This window comes from Actinopolymorpha sp. B11F2 (assembly GCF_040195635.1).
Lineage (GTDB): Bacteria > Actinomycetota > Actinomycetes > Propionibacteriales > Actinopolymorphaceae > Thermasporomyces.
In genome coordinates, this window is sequence record NZ_JBEFTX010000010.1 from 121,684 (window position 1) to 140,603 (window position 18,920).

The following is an 18,920-nucleotide window of genomic DNA, read 5'->3' on the forward strand; positions in this document are numbered from 1 at the left end:
CTCACCGCCCTCCCACTCGGATCCGCGGATCGAGTAGCGGATAGGCCAGATCGACCAGCAGCGTCGCCAGTGCGATCGCCAGCACCACCATGAAGACGACGCCGTAGATGACGAAGTAGTCGAAGCCCTGGATCGCCTGGAACAACAACGATCCGACCCCGGGATAGGTGAAGATGACCTCGACCAGCAGAGCGCCGGAGACGATGTGCCCGAGCGCGAGCGCAAGCGAGGTGAACTGCGGCAGGATCGCGTTGCGCAATGCGTACCAGAGAAAGATCGTGCGGTCCTTCAGACCGCGCATCTCCGCGAAGGCCATGTAGTCCTCGCCCTCGGTCGTCACCATCATGCCGCGCATCCCGAGCGCCCAACTTCCCATGCTGGTCAGGACGATCGACGCCGCCGGCAGCACCGAGTGCTTGAGGACGTCGAGCAGGAAGCCGGGCGAGAGGCCGGGCAGCTGGCCGGCCGTGTAGCCGCCGGACAGCGGGAACAGATGCAGCGTGAACGCGAAGACGTAGACCAGGACGAGGCCGAGCATGTAGTACGGAATGGCCGACAGCGCGAGCAGCGGGCCGACGAGGACGTTCATGGCGCGGGGGGACTTCCGCCAGGCGAGCAGCGCGCCGAGGAGGGTACCGAGGACGAACGACAGCAACGTCGATACCAGCAACAACATGATGGTCCACGGCAACGCGACCAGGATCAGGTCGATCGCCTTCGTCGGGAACAACGTCAGCGAGTACCCGAAGTCGAACTGCGCGATGTCGGCGAGATACCGCAGATACTGCAACCACAGCGGCTGGTCGAGGCCGAACTCCGCCTGGTAGGCCTTCACCATCTCCTCGACGCCCTGCTGGGTGTAGCCGCCGGTGGTCGACATGCGGAACAACCGCTCCCGCACGGGATCGCCCGGCGCCAGACGCGGCAGGAAGAAGTTCAAGGTCGCCGCACCCCAGACCACGAGGAAGAAGAGCCCGACCCGCCGCAGCGTACGTCTCATGGACGCGGCCTCCGGCCGGACGACCTGCGATCGGCACCGGGACGCCGACCCGAGCGGACCGCCGGCGCAGCGCGTAGCGCGCCTCCTGCCCTCGCCCCGTGCCAGGTCACGGCTCCAGTCGCCTCCCTCGATGAAGGAACGCTGCTGGGTGCGAGGATGGCCCTGCCGCCGGGCGTTGGCAAGGTGGATGGCCAGTCTTAGCCGCACCGCCCCGTGGATGTCCTTCGTGGGCCCGAACACGCTGATTGTCCGCGCCGGGCGATGCCGCGTATGTGCCACGGTTTGCAGCAGCGCCGCACGGGCGAGGTGGTGCTGACTCTCGCGGATCGCCCGGGAAACAAGGTGCTTTCGCGTGTCCGGACGTGATCAACTTTTGATAGAATCGCTGGTATGTTCGATTGCGGGGGTGTTGACTTCTCGGTGTTGGCGTCGGCTGTGCCGGGTGCTGAGCTTGGCGTGTTGTTGGCGCGGGTGGATCTGGCTGCGGTGAATGGTCATGTGCGTGTGTTGGTGATGGCTGCGTGGGAGCGGCAGGTGTCGTGGTCGAACGCGCAGTTGTATGGGGCGATGGCGTATGTGGCTCGGTCTCCTGCGTGTGAGCCGGATTCGCCACCTGAGCTGGATCGGTGTTTTGGTGAGTTCGCCTCGGCTGAGGTGGGTGCGGCGTTGTGTCTGTCGCCGGGGTCGGCCGACCGGGAGTTGTCGTTCACGTACGAACTCATTGAGCGGTTGCCCGCGACTCGCGCCGCGCTCGCCGCGGGGACGATCAGTCTGGGCAAGGCGCGGGCGATCGTCGAGGAGACGTGTTGTCTGGCGCCGGAGTTGGCGGGTCAGGCGGAGGAGTGGATTCTCGCCGTCGACGCGGCGTCGGGGGTGGGTTTGACTCGGGCGCAGTTGGTGCGCAGGTTGCGGCGGAAGGTGCTGGAGCTCGATCCCGAGGGCGCGGAGGAACGTCGTAGGGAGGCGCAGCAGGGTAGGCGGGTCCGGTTCGGTGCGAACCCCGACGGAACCGGCAGTGTGACGGGTCAGGATCTTCCGCTGGCCGGGACGGCGGCGGCCAGGGTGTTCATCAAGACCCACGCCAGACGAATCAAACGAGCCGGGGATGTTCGGACATTGGCCCAGATCGAAGCTGATGTGTTCCTCGACCTGCTCCGCGGCCGAAACCCCACCGCCAGCCTCGACCCCGCAGCCACCGCCGACGCCGATACGGCCACCACTGCGGACCAGCCCAGTAGCACCGACCCGGCGCCCGACAACCACGCGTCCGACCGCGCGTCCGGCACCGGTGCCGACGACGAGGGCGTCGATGACGTGGATGCCTGGGATGCTCCGGGTGATGGTGGCGCGTGCGCCGAGACAGGTGACGAACAGCTGGTCGCGAAGGTCGAACTCGTTGCCGAGCTGGAAACCTGGCTCCGGCTGGGCTCCCGCGCAGGCGAACTCGCCGGACTCGGCGCCATCACCCCGGCGGTGATCGACGACATCAAGAACGCCGCAGCTGGCGGATTCGAATACTGCCGCACCGTCACCCTCGACGGCAAAGTCGTCTACCACCAAGCCTCCAGCCGCCGCTACAAACCCACCGCTGCCCAACGCCGGTTCATCGAAGCGATGCACCGCACCTGCGCCCAACCCGGCTGTTCCAGACCAGCCACCCTGTGCGACCTGGACCATACGGTCGAACACCGATTGAGCGGACCCTCCTGCGCCTGCAACCTCGCACCACTCTGCCGGCGACATCACCGCGCCAAACACCAAGCCGGCTGGTGGTGGACCCACAACCGACCAGGCCACCTCACCACCCAGAGTCCACTCGGCCACACCTACACCATCCAACCCGAACCACGACCCGGCGCACTGCCGGCAGACTCGGCCGCTACGACAGCCGCGCGATGAGGCGCTGGGCGAGGTCATCGAGGATCCTGGTCGCGGATTCATTGATGCCATCGCCCCGGTGTCCGGCGACGGTTCTGCGGAAGCCATCGACGAGTTCGCGAGACGGCGCGCCGTCCTCGACCGCCGCCTCGATCGTCGTCAGCTGGCCCGCCAGCGAAGCGTAGGCACCCTCCGCCTCGCCGCGGTCCCGCAATTCGTTCAGCCGAGCGCGGACGTCAGCCACCGTGAGCGGTGCGTACGCCACCCGGAGCGTACGACTGGCACCGCCCGCACCGGTCAGGTCGACCTCGACGGTGAGCGGGTCGAGTGACGTGACGGTCAACCCGTCGTCAGCGGACACGACATCGGTCGCGGTGACCGCCACGCCCAGGGTCAGGGTCGTCGCGAGGTGGGTGGGGTCGGCGACCGCCAGCGCGAGCTCGCTGCCTCCTTCCTCGACGACGACGGACACACCGCCGGTCGTCGAGACGAGGGACGCCTCGCCCGGTTGCCAGAAGTTCGCGCACAGCACGCCGGCGTCCATCCGTCGCGCGGCCTGGACGGCCGAACTGTTGGCGACGATCGCCGTCTCAGGACGCTCGCTGTAGCGCTCCGTCTCGCCTGCGCCCGCAGTCGGCAGCAGGACGTACGCATAGCTGTCGTCGGCCGGGTCGACACCGTGGTCCAACCAGGCGGTGAGGTAGTTCGCCGTGATCGGATCATCCTTGGCCCACACGGGATGATGCGTGATGTCGGACCACTTGCCCGTCCGCGCCTCGCGGAGCACCTGCAGGGCGACCGGCTTCGGGAACACGTACCCGCCGGTGTCCTCCACGTGCAGCCAGCGGGCGTTCTTGACGGTCGCGGAGTCTCCGAGCGACTTGACGATCTGATCGCCGTTGGCGCGCACCTTCTCATCTCCGATGTCGCCGAGGCGGCGGTTCTCGACGATGGTCTCGGCCCTGCGTCCGTCCGTGGCGGTGATGCCCGCACCGAGTGCGACCACCTCGTCGTCGAAGCACATCCACGACTTGCGTACCGTCAGCGTGCCGCCCTGGGCCGTGAGATGCATGCCGCCCGCGGTGAACCGGTTGTCGAGGAACGCTCCGCCCGCCCACGGGTTTGGGCCGACCGCGTTGCGTCCTTCGCCGAGCGTGCGTGGCCGGACGTCGACGGTCGTACCAGGGATGCGGTACGGATCGATTGTCGGCCAGTACGCGTCGACGTAGCGGCCGGAATCATCGGCATGCAGGAACGTCGCGCCGTCGGCGGTCATCCATGCCTTGAAGTTCTCGGAGTTGATCGACTCGAACCGCGCGATCCGGGTGGAGTTCATGGCGATCCCGAGCAGCCAGCCGGGACGTCGGTGGACGATCCGGTCCTGATGGTGGAACACCTTGCTGAGCAGGAGTTCTCCACGGCGTTTCGTCGTGTCGTCGTCGATGAGCGCCTTGGCCGTCAGGACGATCGGGATGTTGCGCTGCGGCGTCGGGTCGTCGAACGTGTCGCTCAGCAACCACTCCTTGAGCACTGAACGCAGCCAGTTGCGTTGGTCCTCGGGCGCGCTCGCGGCGAGACCGATCGCGGCTTCGAGGACGTAGTGGCCGTGGTAGTGCTCGTGTTCGTTGTAGCGGGAGATCGTCCGGCCGCTCACGCTGTCCAGCAGGGCGCCGCGCCAGATGACCGGATCGAACGTGTCGCGGATCCAGGCGTACACGATCGGCGCGTCGACCTGCCATGCCGTGTGGGCGACCGTTCCCAGCAAGGGGACGAGGGCGTCGAGGATGGAGGCGCCGTAGGCACCGACGTACGGATACGTGCGATGCTGGAGGAACGAACCGTCGCGGTAGAAGCCGTCACCGCCCGTGGCGTACTCGAAGACCGGTGCGAGGCCCTCGGTGCCCTTGGTGACCGCATCGGCGTTGCCGGCCAGTGCGCCCCAACCGACGACGACATTGGCCGACAGCGCGCGGTTGGCCGCGGTGGCGAAGGGCTCGGGCGTGAAGTTGGCGACCGCGCGGGTGTAGGCCGCCACCTGCTCGGGCGTGAGCTCGGCGTAGGTCAACACCACGGCGTCGTTGAACGCCTGCGGCCCGCTGATCTGCCACTCGTACCAGTTGCCGATGATCTCGCCGTCCTCACGGTAGTAGTGCGCGACCATCCAGTCGAACGCGGCGATGATGTCGGCGAGCAGGTCGGCGTTGCCGGTGAGATCGGTGCCAGGCGTGGCCCAGGCCAGCGCCATCTGGCGTAGCCGGTAGAACGACACCGAGATCGCGAACGAGATCTGCACCTCGAGTTGGGCGTCTTCCCAAAGGTAGGTCCGTTCGGCGGATCGGTCCATCGTGGACCAGAAGGTCTGCCCTTCCTCGGCGATGCGGGCAAGGACGGGAGCGATGTTCGGATCGGTGGAATCGTAGTCGGCGGCCACCCACAGCGAACGCCACTGCTCGCGCATCTGCGTGAACTCGTCGGCCGCGGCCGCCACTGCGGCGGCCGATGCGCGCTCCGTCGCGGTCGCCGTGGTGGACGATCCTGCGGTCGCCGCCGCGGTTGCCGCCGCCGCGGCCGCCGGCCGGGCCGCCATCGACGCCGCCGCGCCAGCCACCGTGACGGCCGCACCGGACAGCAGCAGGGCGCGGCGTGAGAGTTCGGCACGGCCGGACAGCTCGGCGCCGCCGGACAGCTCGGCGCGACCGGACAGCTCGGCGCGACCGGACAGCTCGGCGCGACCGGACAGCTCGGCGCGACCGGACAGCTCGGCGCGACCGGAGTGGGGACTGCGGGAATGGCTCGATGCGCTCATGCGAAATCCCTTGCTCGTCCTGAGTGTTTGCTCGTCCTGGGCGGGGGGCCGCGCGCGTTCTCGGTGGTGAACGGCGACGCCGGAGGATGCTAGGTGGCGTCGGATACGGCGTAAACACGATGTGCACGCGAAGGACCTGCCGATGCCCGCAACTGGCCCGAACTGTCCCGCAGAGAGGGCCACATGAGGTCTGGTCAACTGTGGTCTGACCACCGGTCACTGATGGGGTGACGCATGCCTTCACGTCAGCCATGTCTCGTCGATCCTCCTCATCTGTGAAAGCCGGGCCCAGGGCCACCTGAGCGGCCCTCCGCACAACCCCCGGTCGCAGGAGGGGCCACCTTCCCCACCACAGCTTCCCGAGGTTCCAGTGGGCCTACAACCAAGGACCTGTGACGAGCACGCCCGCGGACCGATTACCGCGAATGCCTGCCGTGTCAGGGTCGTTGCCAAAGCGCCCGACGTGGCGCGGCCGCCCACCGCGACAGCCGCGTTCCGGCAGCCCTCCGGCAGCCGGCGTACGCCGGAAGCCCTTCACAACAAGGAGGAACCGTGCTCGACCCGACGTAGGCGTACTTCGTCGTCACCATCGAGTCGATGTCCGAAGCCGACCGCCGGCTGCGCGAGGTGCAGGCCGCACGGATCGTCCGCTCGATCTCACTCGCCGGTCGCCGCCTCCTGCGGTGTCTGCTACCAGGACGCAGGAGGTCGCGCGGCGGACACCCGCCCGCCCGGCCCACCGTTCCCGCACCACGTCGACCTGCCGCCGGTGATCATGAAGCGGATCCGGACCAAGTAGCGAAACGGGGCTCGGCGTACCTGAATCCTTCATGATCACGATCATGATCACGGGATGCGGGCGGCGAGGGCAGCGGGTTGCGTGGGAAATGGGTTGCGTGGGAAATGGGTTGCGTGGGAAATGGGTCGCTGCGCGGAGCGCGGGTGGTGCACGCTTCTCCGGTGCGCTCCGACGATCCACCCTCAACCTTCCGGCACCGACGCGCTTGGCGGCCTGTGGTAGCTCCGCCGCCTCGGCTCCGACCTTCCTCGCCGCGATGAGCGCCACCGCGAGCACTGTGACGGACGCCAACCGGCTCCGTGTGGTCCGTGCGTACACCAGAACGATCGGGATGTACGCCACAGAGGCGGTCGGTGACAGCTGGCTGATGTTCGCCGACGCCGGCCTGCGGATCTCACGGGTGCTCGTCCTGCTGGCGATCTGGCGGACCCTGGTCGACCCTGGCGAGGTCGTGGGTGGCTTCACCCTGCCTGCCCTGCTGACCTACACGCTGGTCGCCGAGATGTTCGCCCAGCAGCTGCAGGCGAAGTCCGCCCTGGACTTCTGGCTGTGGGAGGGCACGATCGCGAGCCGGCTGCTCCACCCGATGAGTCTCGTCGGGCAGCTCGTCGCGCAGCTCCTCGGCAGCTGGCTCTTCGGGATCTGCGCCGTCACGCTCCCCATCCTGGCGTTGTCGCCGCTGCTCGGCGTGGATCCGGCGCCGGCATCGTGGCTCGGCGGGGTGGCGTTCGTTCCCAGTCTGGTGTTGTCCGTCGCGATCGCGCTCGCGATGGACGTGATCCTCGGCGCGGTGACGGTGGCGTACGGACTGAACACCTGGCTCGTCGGCATGCTGCGGACGGCGCTCTTCGGCCTTCTCGCCGGCGCCGTTCTTCCGCTCGCGATCCTTCCGTGGGGGTGGGGGAAGGTCTTCGACTGGTTGCCGTTCGCGTCGATGGTGTCGGCGCCGTTGCGGATCTACACCGGCACCGGCGACCCGCTGCTGCTGATGCCTGTCCAGGCCGGATGGGTCCTGGTGCTGTGGCTGGTGGCGGGACGGGTCTGGTGGCGGAACCGGGAGAGGCTGGTCGGCTATGGCGGTTGAGATTCCACCTCGGAACGCCGATCCGCGAGGCGGCGACCAGAGCCCCGGAACCAGCCGCTCGGGCGTCCTCTACGCGGTACGCCAGCTCCTGCGGTTGTGGGGACTCTTCGCCCGGATGGACCTGCTGTGGCTGTCCCGAAGTACCCGCGACGCGCTCATGTGGCTGGTGTCCGACCTGGTCGCCCGGCTGGCGGGCATCATGACGACGCTGCTGCTCGCCGAACGCTTCCACGGCATCGGCCACTGGTCGAAGGCACAGATCATCTTCATGCTGGGGTACGCGATGGTCGTGGGCGGCGTACTGGACACGTTGTTCGGCTACAACGTCAAGATGATCAGCCGGCGGATCGGACGCGGGCAGCTCGACCACATGCTCGTGCAGCCGCAGCCGTTGTGGCGGTTGATCCTCACCGAGGGCTTCATGCCGTACTCCCAGCCGATCGTGCTCGTGGTCGCCGGCGCCCTGCTGGCGTGGTCGTCCACCCAGCTGGCGGTCGTCGTCACGCCGCTGTGGCTGCTGCTGCTCGCCGGAAACCTCCTGGCGTCGGCGGTGATCGTTCTCTCGGTGCAGCTGGGCTGGGGAAGCCTGGCTTTCTGGGCACCCAGGTCGGCGGAGGAGATCACCATGTCCACCGACGCCATGGTGGGCTCGCTCGGCACGTTGCCGCTCGACAACGTGCCGCGGGTGCTCCTTGGCGGCCTGCTCACCGCCATGCCGGTGGGCTTCGTCGCCTGGGTACCGGCGCGGGCGATCACCGGGGTCGCGCCGCTGTTTCCCGGCGCGCTCGTCACTCTCGTGGCTGCGCCGGTGTTCTTCGCCGTCGCCGTTCTCGTCTTCCGGAAAGGACTCCGTCACTATGGCCGTGTCGGTTCGAAGCGCTACTCCCCGTTCGGACACCGTCGTTGAGCTGACCGGCGTCCACAAGCGCTACGAGCAACGCCAACGCTCCGAACGCCTGCGCGACGCCCTGACCAACCTGCTCCGGCCCCGTACCGAGATCATCACCGCGCTCGACGGCATCGACCTCTCGATCCACCGTGGGGAGATCGTGGCGTACGCAGGTGCCAACGGCGCCGGCAAGAGCACCACCATCAAGCTTCTCTCCGGGCTCCTCTCCCCCGACGCCGGCACGGTCCGGGTCTTCGGCATGGACCCGGTCCGCCAGCGGGTGCCCTACGTACGCAAGATCGGGGTGGTCTTCGGCCAGCGCACGGATCTGTGGTGGGACCACCCGGTGGCGGCCGCCTTCGAGTGGAAGCGGGTCGTCTGGGACATCCCGCGCGAGCGTTATGACCGGATGCTCGGCTATGTGAAGGACCTGCTGGGCCTCGAGCCGTTCTTTCAGACGTTGGCGCGCGAGCTGAGCCTCGGGCAGCGCATGCGCGCCGACCTCGGACTCGCCCTGCTGCACGAACCTGCACTGCTGCTGCTGGACGAGCCGACCCTCGGTCTCGACGTCCTGGCCAAGCGCCGGATGCTGGCGAGCATCGTCGACCTCAACGCCAGTAGGGATCTGACGGTTCTGGTAACGAGCCACGACATGCCGGACCTGGAACAGCTCGCCTCCCGCGTCGTCATGCTGCACCAGGGCTCGGTCACGTTCGACGGTGCGTTCACCGAGTTGCGCGCGACGTTGGGCGACCGCCGACGGTTGGTGCTGCAGACGCCGGACGGGGTTGGCGCCCCGGCGCTCGACGGTGCGTCACTGGTAGGCAGCGAGGGCGGCCGGCACGAGTACGCGTTCGACGCCGCGCAGGTCCCGATCGCCCAGATGCTCGCCCAGGCAGGAGAACGCGTACCCCTTCTCGACGTCGAGACCCACCGCGAGTCCATCGACGAGGTGGTCGCCGACATCTACGAGGGTTGGCTCGGCCAGTCGACGCCGGCGCCGGCCACAGGTTCAGGTGAGTGAGCTCGGATCGGCCGGTACGTCGACCGCGTGCTCCCGGAGGATGTCCAGCGGCACGATGTCAGTGGCCCGCTCGTGCGTGGCGGCAAGGACCACGGGCGCGGCGACGCCATCCTCGTACGCCTGCAGCCAGCGGGCCGCCACCACGCACCATCGGTCACCGGGGACGAGCCCGGGAAAGGCGAAAGCCGGCCGCGGCGTTGTCAGGTCGTTGCCGACCGCGCGCTGATGGCTCAGGAACTCCGCCGTCATCACGGCACACACCGTGTGGCTGCCGAGATCGTCCGGTCCGGTACGGCAGGTCCCGTCCCGGTAGAACCCGGTCACCGGATCGGTGCCGCACGGTTCCAGCGCCTCGCCGAGCACATTCCGCTCGCCCCTGCCGGCGGTCGGATCGCCCTCGTGCACATTCCGGTCGCTTGTCACGGCACCTAGCCTTGCACGTCCGGCCGGCCCGAAGGACCTTCGGCCCTACGGCTGCCTTCGGAGGGCACCCGACAGTGAAGGTGGGGCAACACCCTGAGGAGGGGAGGTCGATCATGCACGCAGTGGTAGGCGATCGTATCGAGGTCCGGACCGGCACGCTGGACCGGCCGCCGCGGCTCGGAACCGTGCGGGAGGTCCTGAGCGGGGCGGAGGCCGAGCACTTCCTGGTGGGGTGGGACGACGGGCACGAGTCCCTGCTCTACCCCGGTTCCGACACCCACATCATCCCGGCGCAGACCTCCCGTGAGCGGCCGCTCCCCGAGCCGGAGGCGGCTCCCGCCGCCCCAGGTCCGAGCGACCCGGTGGAACAGATCATGAGCTCCCCGGTGGCCACCGTGGACGAACACGACTCGCTGCGGACCACCGCGGTGACGCTGGCGGACGCCGAGGTCGGCGCCCTCGTGGTGATGAGCGGACGGACACCGCTCGGTGTCATCTCCGAGCGCGACGTCGTGCGCGCCCTCGCCGCGGGCGGGGACCCGGACGAGGTGTGGGCCGCCGACGTGATCGGCATCAGCGTCGTCTGGGGGAGCCCGACCGACACCATCCGGCGGGTGGCCGAGCTCATGCGTGACGCCGACGTACGTCATATCCCCCTGCGGGTACAGGACTCAGTAGTCGGAATGGTCTCGATCCGAGACATCCACAAAGTCCTCCTGGGGTAGGAACCCACGGAAGGTCGGCTCTGCGGTGAGCAACGAGTCGTGCCGGAACGCCGCGTTTGTCACACGCGCGGACTCTGACGAGGGGACCACCGATGGTGACGGTTGACTCGAGACCCGTCGTGGTGGGCGCGGACGGGTCCGAGGCGGCGCTGGACGCCGTCACCTGGGCCGCCAGGGAAGCCGCCCTCCGCCATGTGACCCTACGGATCGTGCACGCCTTCGCGTGGCCGATGCTGAACGTTCCGACCGTCCTGTGGCAGGAGGGACAGGAGGCGGCCATGCATGCCCATGCCGAACTTGTTCTCGCCGAGGCCGAGAAGGTCGCCCGGTCGGTGGCACCGGCCCTCGACATCAGCACGGAGGTGGTGACGGAAATGGCGTTGCCGCTGCTGCTGACGGCAAGTCGGCACGCCGCGTACGTCGTCGTCGGCACGTCCGGCGTCGGCGCTCTCGCGGACGCGGTCGCCGGTTCACCCACCGTCGAACTCGTCGCCAAGTCACACGCCCCCGTGGTGGTCGTGCGGGGTACGCCGTCGCCGGACCGCGCCGAGGGGTTGGTGGTCGTCGGCGTGGACGGATCGCCGCAGTCCGCCACCGCGGTCGAGGTCGGTACGAAGGAGGCAGCCCTGCGGGGCGGCCGGCTCATGGTCGTGCATGTCGGCCGCCACGGACCGGCGGCGCGACTGCGCAGGATGCTCGCCAGGACACCCGCCGATCTCACGCTGACGGACCGGGCTCTCACCGGCTGGCGCCGTGAGTACCCCGACCTACCCGTCGAGGAACGCGTGGCCACGGGCCACCCCGCCGGCGTGCTCGTCGACCTCTCCGACCGGGCGAGCCTGGTCGTCGTGGGCACCCGCGGCCGTGGTGGCTTCACCGGGATGCTGCTGGGTTCCACCAGCCAGGCGCTGCTGCACCACGCCAGGTGCCCCGTCATCGTCGTGGCGCACAGACAGGGAGAGGCACAGTGAACCACAAACCGATCATCGTCGGCGTGGACGGTTCGGCGGCCAGCGTCGGCGCACTCCGGTGGGCCGCGACCGAAGCCGAGCGCCGCGACCTGCAGGTGGAGGCCGTCCTGGCAACGCCCATCCGGGACCAGGGTGAGGGGATGCCTGATCCGGCAGTACTCCTGGCGGCCGCGGTGGACGTGGCGCTCCCTCCGACCCGGCGCAGGCTGCGAGAGCGCGTGTCGCAGTGGGTGGTGCCCGGCGAGCCGGCCGACGTCCTCCTGGAACGGTCACGCCGGGCGGCCTTCCTGGTACTCGGCCGGACCCATGGCCGCGACCCGCTGCACACGTCGACGATGGCCCGGTGCATGCGACACGCCGCCTGTGCGGTCGCCATCCTCCCCACCAGCGTTCCCGAACCAGGTGTCCCGCCCGCCGCCGCGGCGCGGTCGACCGCCTACGGCAGCGTCGGCGACCGGCTGGTCGGTGACGTGATGAGGCCGCACGTCCTCGGCATCGACGCCGCGTCGGGCGCCGACGCCGCCCTGCAGCTGATGGTGGGTGCGGGCGTCCACCACGCACCGGTGATGGAGAGCGGACAGTGCGTGGGGCTGTTGTACGAAACCGACGTCGTGTGGCACCTGGCCGGCTGGCCGGTCCTCGACGGGCCCCCTTCGGCTGCTGCGGTCGCCCGGAAACCACCCCCGCGGGTCGCGGCGAACCAACCGGTCCGGCAGGCAGCCGTCGAGATCGCCTACAGCACCGGCGACGCGGTCCTCGTGACCGAGCAGGAGAAGATCGTCGGGATCCTGACCTCCGACGACCTCGTCACCTTGCTGGCCGAGCAGACCGACGCTACCCAGGCCGACGCCACGCAGACCGACCGACGTGCGATGTCGGCACCGGAGCGGTCCCCTCAGGAAAGGCCTGGTCACGATGGTTGAGGAGCACGGCGCCACGGTCGTCGTAGGAGTCGACGGCTCCCCCGCCGCCCGGTTGGCGGTTGCCTGGGCCGTCCAGTTCGCGGGCGGCGCCGGCGCCACCGTGCACGCGGTGGCGGTCTGCGGTGTCGTTCCCGCTTCTCCCTTCCTCACCGTCCCGACACCACGCGAGGAAGTCGACCTGGTGGCCGAACAACACCACGACATGATCGCGGAGGCGCTGCGGCAGGCCGACCCGCAGAGCCATGGCGTGGCGGTCCGCACCTCCGTCATCCACGGCGAGCCTGGCCGCGCACTGTGCGCCCTGTCCGCTGGGGCGTCCGCACTGGTCGTCGGCAGCCACGGCCGCGGCGCGGTCCTCACGGCCCTCCTCGGCTCCGTCAGCGCCTACTGCGTACGTCACGCGAAGTGTCCTGTCTTCGTGATCCCACCTGATGCCGTCGAGAGCGTGGACGAGGTCACGGGGAGAGCCGCCGCGGACGCGGGGTGAGGGCGGCGGCACCGGCCGCCGAGTAGAGGCAGCCCAGTCGCCGCCGCGATCTGGACGGGGCGTCAGCTCGCTCGGCTGGGCCCGGTCATCTCTGCGCAGACCAGTTCGACGAACTCACCGACCCGCTGCTCCGGCAGGTGCCGGGCGAGGTCGGCCTCTGCGATCATGCCGACGACGCGGTGCTCCTCGAGGACGGGAACCCGATGGATCCGGTGCTCCTCCATCGTCTGCAGCACCTGGTCGACGTCGGCGCTCACGTCAACCGTGTACGGCGTGCCCTGTGCCAGCTCGCCGGCGGTCATGGTTGCCGGATCGCCGCCGGCCGCGAGGCATTTCACCACGATGTCGCGATCGGTGATGATCCCGTGCAGCCGATCGTCGTCGCCGCAGATCGGCAGTGCGCCGATGTCCTGGTCGCGCATCGTCTGGGCGGCGTGCTGCAGGGTTTCGTTCTCGCCGACGCAGGTGACGCCGGCGTGCATGATGTCGCGTGCGGTGGTCATCGTGACTCCTTCGTGCGTGGTGGATCGTCCCGCAGGACAGGTGGTCGAGGTGTTCAGCGGTATCGGGCGGCCAGTCGCCTCAGCCCTGCCGGGCGATCGGAATGCGTCGCACCTCGGCCCGCTCGGGCTCCTTCACCCCGACCCTGACTTCGAGAATGCCGTTGGCGTACGAGGCCTGAACGTCGTCCTCGTCGGCGCCGGCGGGCAGTGTCACGCTGCGCCGGAAGGAGCCGTACCTGAATTCCGACCGGTGCGCCTCCTTCTTTTCCTCGCGCCGTTCCGCCTGCACGGTGAGCATTCCGCCCGAGACCGTGATCTCGACATCCTTGTCCGGGTCTATTCCAGGCAATTCGACGCGGAGAACATATTTTCCGGCCTCGAGGTATTCCTCCACCCTGACCAGGTGTCGCCCCGCCAACGGGCCGAGCAGGGGTGTCGGAAGAAGTTCCTCCCCGAACCAGTCGAACAGATCTCCGAAGCGGCCGGGTTCGCGCCGCATGATGCTTGTCACAGTCATCGCCCCCTGGTGGACTCGGTACTCGTGGTCTCTCACAGCGAACCGACTCGCGTGGCAGTTGTGTAGTGCCGGACGTGAGACGTTCGCTCGGGTCGTTCGGCCCTGGATCCGGGCGGACCGCCTGCAGATGCTGAAACGAGACGGCTGAAACGAGACGGTACGTACACCAGGGGATCTCCAGGGGGCGATGACGTTGCGGCCACATGCCTTGGAACACGCGGAACGCACGGCCCATGAATGGCTGGCGACCATCGGCCGACATCTCGGCACCCAAGACCTGGACTTCACATTTCGGGTCGTCCGGGCCTGGCTGCACACGGTGCGCGACCGGCTTCCCGTGGAGGGCGCGGCGCACCTGGCCGCCCAGCTCCCCGAGGTGCTGCGTGGCGTCTTCTACGACGGATGGGCCCCGAGCAGAGTCCCGATCAGGATCGCCGCCGGCGAGTGCACCGCCCGGTTCGCGCAGGAGGCCAGGATCTCGACCGCGGAGGTACCCGACGTGGCGTCCACCGTCTCCTCCGGCCTGGGTGAGATGTTCTCGCCGGGCCTCCTCGAGACGGCGTTCGCCCAGATGCCGGATCAGCTCGCGACACTGTTCAGACCTGCACCTGGCGTCAGACCTGCACGTGGCGGGGAGGCATCCGCTGCTGGCGACGAGACCGGGTCCGAGCACGTCCGGACGGCCGGCCAGACCGACGACCGGCAGGACGGGTTGGAGCGGTTGGAGCGGTTGGAACGCGACGTGCGGGCACTCACCGATGCCGTCAGTGCGCTTGCCAGCGGCCTCGAACACGTCCCGCCACCCGAACCACCCGGCGAAAGCGCTGCGAAGGCCGCCCGCCGGGCACACCAGCTCCTGCCGTCGGCGCGAACGCCCGAATGACGCGCTCCGGTCGCTCCCCCTGGCGGGCACGCCAGGGGTGGTGGGGCTCGTGGTGTGCCGGGATCCGCGCAGCGGAAGGTGGTGACAGGTCATGTCCGTCGATCGGCACGTCGCGTGGTTCGCCGAGGTGGATCGCGGCGACCTCGCCGTCGTGGGCGGGAAGAACGCCTCACTCGGCGAGTTGACGCGTCACCTCTCAGGTGCCGGCGTCCGGGTACCGGAGGGGTTCGCGACCACCGCACAGGCGTACTGGGAGTTCGTGGACACCACGGGTCTCCGCGACCAGGTGGCGGCGCAACTCGACCTTCTCCACGCGGGCGCGGACCTCGCTACGGTCGGTGCTGCCATCCGCGAGTTGTTCGTCGAAACCGACCTTCCGGCGGATCTCACCGACGCCGTCCGGGACGCCTACCGCCGGCTGTCCGAACACCTCGGCCACGCCGACCCCGATGTCGCCGTGCGCAGCAGCGCCACCGCCGAGGACATCCCCGAGGCCAGCTTCGCCGGGCAGCAGGAGAGTTTCCTCCACGTGAGCGGCGAGCGGGACCTGCTCGCCGCCTGCCGGCGGTGCTTCGCCTCGCTGTTCACCGATCGGGCGATCCACTATCGGGAGGACTTCGGCTTCGACCACCTGAGCGTGGCGCTGTCGATCGGCGTACAGGCGATGGTCCGTTCGGATCTGGCGGGAGCGGGGGTGATGTTCTCCCTCGACACCGAGACCGGGTTCCCCAGGGTCGTGCTGATCAACGCCTCGTGGGGACTCGGCGAGGCGGTCGTCGCCGGCCAGGTGGACCCGGACGAGTACGTGGTGTTCACCCCGCTCCTCGACCGGCCCGATCTCCGTCCGATCCTGTCCAGGACGTGTGGCGGCAAGGAGAGCAAGATCGTCTACGCCGACGACGGGCAGGCGGTACACACCCGGTCCGTCGACACCAGTGAGACGGAGCGGTCCGGTCTCGTCCTCGACGACGACGAGATCCTCACCCTGGCCCGGTGGGCCGCCGCGGTCGAGAGTCACTACGGCGGACCCATGGACATGGAGTGGGCCAAGGACGGCCGTACCGGCGAGCTGTTCCTCGTCCAGGCCAGGCCCGAGACGGTCCAGGCCCGTCGCGAGGCCGCACTGCTGCGGTCGTACACCCTCACCGGCACCGCCGAACGCCTGGTCACCGGCCTGGCGGTCGGGGACGCCATCGCTGCCGGCCGCGTCTGCAACCTCGCGAGCCCGGCGGAGATCGACCGGTTCGTCGACGGATCCGTCCTGGTCACCGGCCTCACCGACCCGGACTGGGAGCCCATCATGAAGCGGGCGGCCGCGATCGTCACCGACCACGGCGGGCGTACGTCGCACGCCGCGATCGTCAGCCGCGAGCTCGGCGTCCCCGCGATCGTGGGGGCGGGCGACGCGACCGGGACGCTGCCCGACGGCCGGGACGTCACGGTGTCGTGCGCGGAAGGCGAGCAGGGCTACGTCTATGCGGGGATCTGTGCGTACGAGGCGCGTGACCTCGACCTCGCCACCATCCCGGCGACGCGCACCAAGGTGATGCTCAACCTCGCCAACCCGGCGGCGGCACTGCGTTGGTGGCGCCTTCCCGCCGACGGCGTGGGCCTTGCCCGGATGGAGTTCATCGTCAACAACCACGTCAAGGTGCACCCCATGGCACTGGTCCACCCGGACAAGGTGGACGAGAAGTCCAGGGACCGCATCCTCCAGCTGACGCGAGGCTATCGCGACAGGACGGAGTACTTCGTCGATCGCCTCTCGGCCGGCGTCGCGCACATCGCCGCGTCCCGCTGGCCCGATCCGGTGATCGTCCGGATGAGTGACTTCAAGACCAACGAGTACGCAAGGCTCATCGGTGGGCAACGGTTCGAGCCCGCCGAGGAGAACCCCATGCTGGGCTGGCGGGGTGCGAGCCGCTACTACAGCGAGGGATATCAGGCAGGGTTCGCACTGGAGTGCCGGGCCATCGCCAGGGTGCGCGACCAGATCGGGCTCACCAACGTCGTCGCCATGATCCCGTTCTGTCGTACGACGGACGAGGCCGACCACGTGCTGAAGACCATGAGGGAGTACGGCCTGCGTCGCGGACGCAATGGCCTGCGGGTCTATGTGATGGCGGAGATCCCGTCCAACATCATCCTCGCCGAGGAGTTCGCCGAACGCTTCGACGGATTCTCGATCGGCAGCAACGACCTCACCCAGCTCACCCTCGGTGTCGACCGGGATTCCGCCGAACTGGCTGGACTTTTCGACGAACGCAATCCCGCCGTGGTACGCAGCATCCAGCACCTCGTCACCGTGGCGCACCGGCGTACTCGGATGGTTGGGCAGGAGTGCAAGGTCGGCCTGTGCGGGCAGCGGCCCAGTGACGACCCCGAGTTCGCCCGGATCCTGGTCCGCGCGGGCATCGATTCCATCTCCGTCACCCCCGACAGTTTCCTCGCGGTCAAACAGAATGTGGCGGCGGCGGAGGAGAGCGAGGGAGAACGACGACGATGAAGCTTGTCGAGGAGACGGCGTTCCGGTTCCGGATCGATCCCGTCGACGACATGCGGGTGCCGGGCATCGTGTACGCGTCCCGCGCGCTGTTGCCAGAGGCCGGCGGTGACCAGGCGCTCCAGCAGGTCGCCAATGTGGCAACGCTGCCAGGCATCGTCGAGGCGTCGTACGCCATGCCGGACATGCACTGGGGTTACGGATTTCCGATCGGCGGAGTGGCCGCCACGGACATCGACCGAGGTGGCGTGGTGTCGCCGGGTGGCGTCGGTTTCGACATCTCCTGCGGCGTACGCCTCTATGCCGCCGACCTCGACCGCGCCGAGCTGCAACCTCACCTTGACGCGGTGATGGACGGTCTCGGGCATGCGACTCCGCGCGGCATGGGCAGCGGAGCGGTGTGGAAGCTTGGCGGCAAGGACCAGCTGGAGAAGGTCATGCGGGGTGGTTCCCGGTATGCCGTCGAGCAGGGCCATGGCGTCGTCCGCGACCTCGACCGCTGCGAGGACCGCGGTGCGGTGGATGACGCGGACCCTGCCCAGGTGAGCGAACGCGCTGTCAATCGCGGCTTGCACCAGGTGGGCAGCCTCGGCTCGGGTAACCACTTCCTCGAGGTGCAGGTCGTCGACGCGGTGCTCGACGAGCCGGTCGCCACGGCCTACGGACTTCGTACCGGCCAGGTCTGCGTGATGATCCACTGCGGATCCCGTGGGCTCGGGCACCAGATCTGTTCCGACCACGTACGCACGATGGAGAAGGCCATGCCGGGCTACGGCATCCGGGTGCCGGACCGGCAACTGGCATGCGTACCGGTGGAGTCGCCCGAAGGCCAGGTGTACCTCGGTGCGATGGCGGCGGCGGCCAACTACGCAAGGGCGAACCGACAACTGCTGGGTGAGGCGACCCGTCGGGTCTTCGACCGGATCACCGGCTGCGGCCTCGATCTCGTCTACGACATCTCGCACAACCTGGCGAAGATCGAGACGCACGACGTGGCGGGGGAACCGCGCCGGCTGTGCGTGCACCGCAAGGGGGCGACGAGGGCGCTGCCGCCGGGGCATCCCGACCTCCCGGCGGACCTGCGGGACGTCAGCGGCGCCGGGCAACCGGTGTTGATTCCGGGATCGATGGGGACGGCGTCCTACGTCCTGACCGGTGTCGAGGCCGGGCCGGCGTTCGCGTCGACGTGTCACGGCGCGGGGCGGATGCTGAGCCGGCACCAGGCCGCCAGGGGAATCCGCGGCGAGGAGTTGCGGCGCCGCCTGGAGGCGCAGGGCATCGCGGTGCGCGGGGCGTCGTGGCGCGGCCTCGCCGAGGAGACACCCGAGGCGTACAAGGACATCGACGCGGTGATCGAGGCCGCGACCGGCGCGGGTCTCGCCCGTGCGGTCGCCCGCCTGCTCCCCATCGGCGTCGTCAAGGGGTGACCGCCCGCGGGGGCGCCCTCATCCAACCCGGCGTTACGGGAGGGGCACGCTCATCCAGTCAGCCATGCACACACGTAC

16 protein-coding genes are annotated in these 18,920 nt (G+C 69.0%); 11 read left to right on the top strand and 5 right to left on the bottom strand.

The window, feature by feature from the left end; all coding sequences use genetic code 11:
- Position 1 precedes the first annotated feature (1 nt).
- Positions 2-1,000 (bottom strand): ABC transporter permease, encoded by a 999-nt coding sequence (locus ABN034_RS19130; protein WP_349692346.1) that lies wholly within the window; start codon positions 998-1,000, stop codon positions 2-4.
- A 390-nt stretch (positions 1,001-1,390) separates the two neighbouring features.
- On the opposite strand from ABN034_RS19130, the gene ABN034_RS19135 reads away from it, so the two are divergent.
- On the top strand, positions 1,391-2,899 hold the full coding sequence (locus ABN034_RS19135; protein ID WP_349692347.1) for an HNH endonuclease signature motif containing protein: 1,509 nt from the start codon (positions 1,391-1,393) through the stop codon (positions 2,897-2,899).
- Here the strand turns inward: ABN034_RS19135 and ABN034_RS19140 are convergent.
- A complete protein-coding gene (locus ABN034_RS19140; protein ID WP_349692348.1) occupies positions 2,880-5,684 on the bottom strand; it encodes a polysaccharide lyase 8 family protein in 2,805 nt (934 codons plus the stop codon). The genes ABN034_RS19135 and ABN034_RS19140 overlap by 20 nt on opposite strands.
- A gap of 1,055 nt (positions 5,685-6,739) precedes the next feature.
- Between ABN034_RS19140 and ABN034_RS19145 the strand changes: the two genes are divergently transcribed.
- The 3 genes from ABN034_RS19145 to ABN034_RS19155 are packed head-to-tail and all read left to right on the top strand — an operon-like array spanning position 6,740 to position 9,480.
- Entirely contained in the window at positions 6,740-7,567 is an 828-nt protein-coding gene (locus tag ABN034_RS19145) for an ABC-2 family transporter protein (RefSeq protein WP_349692349.1), read from the top strand.
- On the top strand, positions 7,557-8,474 hold the full coding sequence (locus ABN034_RS19150; protein WP_349692350.1) for an ABC-2 family transporter protein: 918 nt from the start codon (positions 7,557-7,559) through the stop codon (positions 8,472-8,474). The genes ABN034_RS19145 and ABN034_RS19150 overlap by 11 nt, the downstream gene beginning before the upstream one ends.
- On the top strand, positions 8,425-9,480 hold the full coding sequence (locus tag ABN034_RS19155; protein ID WP_349692351.1) for an ABC transporter ATP-binding protein: 1,056 nt from the start codon (positions 8,425-8,427) through the stop codon (positions 9,478-9,480). The genes ABN034_RS19150 and ABN034_RS19155 overlap by 50 nt, the downstream gene beginning before the upstream one ends.
- Here the strand turns inward: ABN034_RS19155 and ABN034_RS19160 are convergent.
- Positions 9,469-9,903 (bottom strand): DUF2237 family protein, encoded by a 435-nt coding sequence (locus tag ABN034_RS19160; RefSeq protein ID WP_349692352.1) that lies wholly within the window; start codon positions 9,901-9,903, stop codon positions 9,469-9,471. The two genes, ABN034_RS19155 and ABN034_RS19160, sit on opposite strands and share 12 nt — an antisense overlap.
- A 113-nt stretch (positions 9,904-10,016) precedes the next feature.
- Between ABN034_RS19160 and ABN034_RS19165 the strand changes: the two genes are divergently transcribed.
- The 4 genes from ABN034_RS19165 to ABN034_RS19180 all read left to right on the top strand — a co-directional run bounded on the left by ABN034_RS19165 (position 10,017) and on the right by ABN034_RS19180 (position 13,009).
- On the top strand, positions 10,017-10,628 hold the full coding sequence (locus ABN034_RS19165) for a CBS domain-containing protein (RefSeq protein WP_349692353.1): 612 nt from the start codon (positions 10,017-10,019) through the stop codon (positions 10,626-10,628).
- 92 nt (positions 10,629-10,720) lie between these two features.
- The gene (locus tag ABN034_RS19170; protein WP_349692354.1) at positions 10,721-11,599 is read left to right on the top strand and encodes a universal stress protein; all 879 of its coding nucleotides are present in this window, start codon (positions 10,721-10,723) and stop codon (positions 11,597-11,599) included.
- Positions 11,596-12,522, top strand: coding sequence for a CBS domain-containing protein (locus ABN034_RS19175; RefSeq protein WP_349692355.1), 927 nt, complete (start codon positions 11,596-11,598; stop codon positions 12,520-12,522). Before ABN034_RS19170 ends, ABN034_RS19175 begins: the two co-directional genes overlap by 4 nt.
- Entirely contained in the window at positions 12,515-13,009 is a 495-nt protein-coding gene (locus ABN034_RS19180; protein WP_349692356.1) for a universal stress protein, read from the top strand. Before ABN034_RS19175 ends, ABN034_RS19180 begins: the two co-directional genes overlap by 8 nt.
- Positions 13,010-13,071: 62 nt before the next feature.
- Here the strand turns inward: ABN034_RS19180 and ABN034_RS19185 are convergent, their stop codons facing one another.
- Both ABN034_RS19185 and ABN034_RS19190 read right to left on the bottom strand, forming a co-directional pair.
- Complete coding sequence (locus tag ABN034_RS19185) at positions 13,072-13,512, bottom strand: CBS domain-containing protein (RefSeq protein ID WP_349329518.1); 441 nt, start codon at positions 13,510-13,512, stop codon at positions 13,072-13,074.
- A gap of 79 nt (positions 13,513-13,591) precedes the next feature.
- Positions 13,592-14,011: an Hsp20/alpha crystallin family protein gene (locus ABN034_RS19190; RefSeq protein ID WP_349692357.1), complete on the bottom strand. Its 420-nt coding sequence runs from the start codon at positions 14,009-14,011 to the stop codon at positions 13,592-13,594.
- Between the two features lie 205 nt (positions 14,012-14,216).
- Here ABN034_RS19190 and ABN034_RS19195 point away from each other — a divergent pair, with 205 nt between their 5' ends.
- From ABN034_RS19195 to ABN034_RS19205, 3 genes are all read left to right on the top strand, one after another.
- Positions 14,217-14,912 carry a DUF2267 domain-containing protein gene (locus tag ABN034_RS19195; protein ID WP_349692358.1) on the top strand — a complete coding sequence of 232 codons (696 nt, stop codon included), beginning with the start codon at positions 14,217-14,219 and terminating at the stop codon, positions 14,910-14,912.
- Positions 14,913-15,003: 91 nt separating this feature from the next.
- Positions 15,004-17,418 (top strand): phosphoenolpyruvate synthase, encoded by a 2,415-nt coding sequence (ppsA, locus tag ABN034_RS19200; RefSeq protein WP_349692359.1) that lies wholly within the window; start codon positions 15,004-15,006, stop codon positions 17,416-17,418.
- Positions 17,415-18,842, top strand: coding sequence for an RtcB family protein (locus ABN034_RS19205; protein WP_349692360.1), 1,428 nt, complete (start codon positions 17,415-17,417; stop codon positions 18,840-18,842). The genes ppsA and ABN034_RS19205 overlap by 4 nt, the downstream gene beginning before the upstream one ends.
- Positions 18,843-18,920 lie beyond the last annotated feature (78 nt).